The 4,725-nt window shown below is 46.0% G+C and carries 6 protein-coding genes; all 6 read left to right on the top strand.

Features of this window, described 5'->3' with window-relative positions:
- Positions 1-171: 171 nt before the first annotated feature.
- On the top strand, positions 172-333 hold the full coding sequence (locus Xvie_RS21875) for a hypothetical protein (protein ID WP_167376338.1): 162 nt from the start codon (positions 172-174) through the stop codon (positions 331-333).
- Positions 334-421: 88 nt separating this feature from the next.
- Positions 422-916, top strand: a complete 495-nt coding sequence (locus Xvie_RS19775; RefSeq protein WP_208612653.1) for an HNH endonuclease signature motif containing protein — start codon at positions 422-424, stop codon at positions 914-916.
- A 251-nt stretch (positions 917-1,167) separates the two neighbouring features.
- Positions 1,168-1,725 carry a hypothetical protein gene (locus Xvie_RS19770; RefSeq protein ID WP_086110818.1) on the top strand — a complete coding sequence of 186 codons (558 nt, stop codon included), beginning with the start codon at positions 1,168-1,170 and terminating at the stop codon, positions 1,723-1,725.
- On the top strand, positions 1,667-3,778 hold the full coding sequence (locus Xvie_RS19765; RefSeq protein ID WP_086110817.1) for a phage terminase large subunit family protein: 2,112 nt from the start codon (positions 1,667-1,669) through the stop codon (positions 3,776-3,778). Before Xvie_RS19770 ends, Xvie_RS19765 begins: the two co-directional genes overlap by 59 nt.
- A 9-nt stretch (positions 3,779-3,787) precedes the next feature.
- Positions 3,788-4,036: a gpW family head-tail joining protein gene (gpW, locus tag Xvie_RS19760; protein ID WP_086110816.1), complete on the top strand. Its 249-nt coding sequence runs from the start codon at positions 3,788-3,790 to the stop codon at positions 4,034-4,036.
- On the top strand, positions 4,036-4,725 hold a 690-nt coding region (locus Xvie_RS19755; protein ID WP_139838919.1), incomplete at its 3' end, for a phage portal protein. The genes gpW and Xvie_RS19755, both read left to right, overlap by 1 nt.

The raw sequence follows: 4,725 nt of genomic DNA, 5'->3' as shown, positions 1-4,725 counted from the left end.
TGCTCATTCGGTTCGGTGATGCATTAACTGTTAAGCCGGTGCTCGGTTATCAGGAGCGGGCGCAACAAATGGCTCAGGCATTGTTACCACAGGCCATTAACAGGGCGTTGAGTGAGGCGATACGAACAGCGAAGTGAAACTGGGATCGCGGTCCCACTAAGGTAGGTTTATATGAAAACGCAAATGCAATTAGCGCAAGAAGCTATCGCTCGTCTGAAATCGATGAGCAGGCAAGAGCTTCTGTCTGAACTTGTAACTGCTGGAATTGCAGAGGAAAAGTCTCCTTGCAATCAAAGAAGTAATGAGGACGGCGCGGTAACTCACATCATTTAACTTACTCAATATTAATAACTATCTCAGATGTATCCTGCATTACAGCGGGAGGCTTTGCTGCATCCAAAATATGGGGCGTGATAATTACATGGGCAAGCTGACACAAAGCAGGCTCAGGGAATTGCTCGACTATAACCCTGAAACGGGAGCTTTTGTCTGGTTATCTTACAGAAGCCAAAGAGCTAGAGTTGGCAGTATTGCAGGACGGATTAACACATTAACAGGCTATATTGAAATACAAATCGACGGTATCCGATATAAAGCCCATCGCCTTGCTTGGATGTATATCAACGGCGCTATGCCTGAAAAGCAAATAGACCACATCAGTGGTATCAAAACAGACAATCGCATATCGAATTTACGAGAAGCAACACGTTCTCAGAATCAGCAAAATATTGGACTGACGAAAGCCAATAAATCCGGCAGGAAGGGAGTCCATTATCGAGATGGAAAATGGATAGCTCAAGCTCAGATAAATGGTAAAAGATATCGACTTGGCCGTTACCACTGTATTGATGAGGCAAGTAATGCGTATGAGTCATTCTGCAAAAAGCATTACAAAGATTTCTATCGACAATCCTAATCAGCATGAGTCATATATTTCTTGGGTCCTTACCGCGACTTTTATATAACGGGGGCATTGCGCGCCGTGCAGTTTCACTAGCTAAAAAATTTTGAAATTTGGGTAACAGGTAACACATCGGTTTTTACGATGTTATACATATCCATTTGAAATATATAAATTAAAATTAATTTTTATACCATAAAAATATGTTACCCAACTTGTTACCTTCGTGAATGGGTAACAACAAGGGTAACAGTCAGGGTAACAATATGAATCAGTCAGATTTTGCAAAACTTCATGGCGTCAGCCGCAAGACCGTCACTACGTGGAAAGCCCGCGGCTGGCTAGTGATGGATGGTGACGAAATTGATGTTGATGCCTCGAATGCCAATATTGAACGGTATCGAAAATCCCCCACGACGCCTGAAACCAAACCAAAACTTAAAAAAGGCAAAAAGCAGCAAGTTCATGAGCCAGTTGATGAATCACCTACACAAACAGCAGAAAGGTTGATCCGTGAAATTGGTGCGGATATGTCGTTTGATGAAGCAAGAAGGATAAAAGAAAACTTTCTCGCGTTATTAACAAAACTGGAATATGAAAAAGAGGATGGGCAACTGATTGAGCTTTCAACTGCAGAATCAATCTTGTTTGCTGAATTCAGAGGACAACGCGATGCTTGGATGAATTGGCCTTCCCGTGTAGCCCCAATGATGGCGGCAGACTTGGGTGTGCCGGCTGACAGGATGACTGAGGTGTTAATCGAACATGTCCACAAACATATCACTGGTCTCGGGGAGCCTGAATTCAATACAGACGAAGCGTGACAGATTATTAGCGAGTGTAAGAAAAGGATGGACACCTCCGCCACGTATTAGTGTTCCAGATTGGGCAGACCGTTATCGCAAACTAGCTAAAGAGGCGGGTAGTACATCGGGGTCATGGCAAACAGATACTGTCGAAATTGCACGAGGCCCTATGCTTTCGGTCACTGAACCTGGTGTACATACCATAACAGTCATGTGTTGTACTCAGTTAATGAAAACAGCCTTACTGGAAAATATCTTTGGTTATTTTGCTCATTTAGATCCTTGCCCTATGTTGTTATTGCAACCCAAAGAGGATGCAGCAGAGCAATTTTCAAAAGAACGAATTACCCCACTTATTCGTGTTACACCTGCATTGCGAAAAATTGTTGGTGTGAGTAAACAAAAAACATCGAAAGAAACATTACTTTATAAATCCTTTCCGGGTGGATTCCTTGCGCTAGCTGGTGCTGGTAGTCCTGATAACTTAGCGCGTCGCCCCATTCGTGTACTACTTGCGGATGAAGTTGATAAATATCCCATAACTCGCGAGGGTGATCCAATAACATTGGCAGAAGAACGAACGGCGACATTTGGTCTTAATTGGTTATCAGTTCGCGCTTGTTCGCCCACTGTTGAAGATGAGAGCCGAATCGCAGCAAGTTATGAAGATTCAGATCAGCGTCATGCTTCAGTGAGTTGCCCTCATTGTGGACATCGTCAATTTCCTGATTTTTTTAAACACGTTCATTGGCCTAAAGAGGGTGACAAGCATCAATCTCACCTCGCATTAATCTACTGTGAAAGTTGTGGTGCAGGTTGGTCTGAGGGGGAACGATTACGCGCATTGCGTACTATTCGCTGGCATCAAACAAAGCCTTTTGAATGTTGCGGCAGCCGTCACGTTCCACTCAATGATTATTATCAGGCATGGCATAACAATGATGAAACAGCAATTAGTAAGGTGTGGTCATGGTCTGAGTCTGATCGCCATGCAGTATATCGAGCGATTTGTCCTGATTGCGGTGAATATGGTGTTGATAATATTCATGCTGGTTATCAAGCATCAAAGCTGTTTAGCCCATGGCAGAAAGATAAACCTTCCGATATTGCAGGGAAATATCTAAAAGCAAAAGGGGATCCTGACAAAGAGCTTGCATGGTGGAATACCCAAATGGGGTTGCCTCATCGCCCTAATTATGGAAAGAGGTTACCTACTGATGTGTTGTTGGCCAGACGCGAAGTTTATGATGCAGAGGTACCAATGGGCGTGGCAGTACTTACGGCTGGGATAGATACACAAAGTGATCGGCTGGAAATTGAGGTTGTTGGTTGGGGTAAAGATGAAGAAAGTTGGTCTATTGCTTTTGATGTCATTGAAGGTGACTTGGAAACCGCTGAGCCGTGGGCTCGATTAGATGCTTATTTGAAGCAAATATGGCGTCGTGCAGATGGTAGAGGATTCACGATTATGGCTGCATGTCATGACTCTGGTGGTAACCATACTCAAAAAGTCTACGAATTTGCTAAAGAGCGGTTGGGGCGTCGAATTTGGGCGATAAAAGGGGAGTCAGCAACAGGTGGTAAACGCTCTCCAATCTGGCCTAACAAACGACCAACACCTAAAAATCGTGCTCAATTCAAACCCATTATTATAGGCGTTAACTCAGCAAAAGATTCGATTAGATCACGTTTACATATAGAAGAAAGCGGACCGGGTTATATGCACTTCCCCGTTGAACGAGATATGGGGTATTTCAGCCAATTGATTGCAGAGAGACTGGTCATGAAAGAAGCTGCTGGCCAACGTTATAGTGTATGGGAACTTCCTCATGGGAAAGCGAATGAAGCGTTGGATTGCCGTGTTTATGCTTATGCAGCCTTAGCTGGTTTATTTCATTTAGGGTTGAAATTAAATGCCTTAGCAATGGCGATTAATGATAACCCTGACCGCTTATTGCCACCATCAACTGAAATGGAAGAAAAAGTCGATCTTCGTTTGCCGGGAGCCATTATTCCTGAGTCAACGGAGGAAAAGCCCAAACGGAAGCATATGTCACAGCTTTTGCCCTAAGGAGAACACATGCGAATAACTACGCTGCTGACCGGCATGAGCCGTGAACAGCTTCAAACCGCACTCAATACCGCCCAGCACGCCTATATCGAACTGTCAACCGGAACGAAAGGGGTCTCATTTTCATATACGCAGGGTGACGGGACACGCTCCGTATCGTATCAACAAACCAGCTTGGGTGATTTATTGGCGCTGATTCAGGCAATACAGACCGAGCTGGGGATCACGACCCGACGACCAATCAGGGTGAGATACTAATGAGCGTTAAAATACTAGGACCCAATGGTGAGCCGTTGCCGCCCTCGAATGCCAAATTGAAATTTAACGCCTTATCGGGCAGCGGGCGCATTCCCTATGATGCCGCAGACTCATCCAGCGACCAGCTGGCAAACTGGCAACCGGCGCTGTGGTCACCGGACAATGAAATCAACATTTACCGCGACCGTATCGTGTCACGCATGCGCGATTTGGCGCGCAATGATGGCTGGGCGTCCGGCACGATTACCCGTGTGCTCGATAATGCCATCGGCGCGAACTACCGGCCGATATTTAAACCCGATTACCGGATGCTGAAATTGCTCACCGGCAACAAGGCATTTGATGCGACCTGGGCGGATGAGTACGGCAAAGTTATCGAAGCGCACTGGCGTTCGTGGGCGAATGATCCGGGGCTGTATTGTGATGTCGAACGCAAACAGACCGTGTCCCAAATGCTGCGACTTGGCTTTCGTCACAAATTGCTCGACGGGGATGCGCTGGCGGTGCTGCAATATCGTACCGACAGGTTAGGCCCCGGTCGCGGACGTTATGCCACCACGGTACAAATCATCGACCCGGACCGGCTCAGTAACCCACAGGAACGTTTTGATTTAGAGTCTGTTCGCGGCGGTGTTGAGATAGACAGTGACGGTGCGCCGACGGCGTATCACATCCGTGAGGCCCATATC

Source organism: Xenorhabdus vietnamensis (assembly GCF_002127535.1).
Lineage (GTDB): Bacteria > Pseudomonadota > Gammaproteobacteria > Enterobacterales > Enterobacteriaceae > Xenorhabdus > Xenorhabdus vietnamensis.
This window is presented reverse-complemented; position numbering and strand designations above follow the sequence as displayed.

Coding starts and splice junctions, on each gene's coding strand:
- Xvie_RS19765 (WP_086110817.1), top strand. CDS start 1,667: ATGTCCACAAACATATCACTGGTCTCGGGGAGCCTGAATTCAATACAG.
- gpW (WP_086110816.1), top strand. CDS start 3,788: ATGCGAATAACTACGCTGCTGACCGGCATGAGCCGTGAACAGCTTCAA.
- Xvie_RS19770 (WP_086110818.1), top strand. CDS start 1,168: ATGAATCAGTCAGATTTTGCAAAACTTCATGGCGTCAGCCGCAAGACC.
- Xvie_RS21875 (WP_167376338.1), top strand. CDS start 172: ATGAAAACGCAAATGCAATTAGCGCAAGAAGCTATCGCTCGTCTGAAA.
- Xvie_RS19775 (WP_208612653.1), top strand. CDS start 422: ATGGGCAAGCTGACACAAAGCAGGCTCAGGGAATTGCTCGACTATAAC.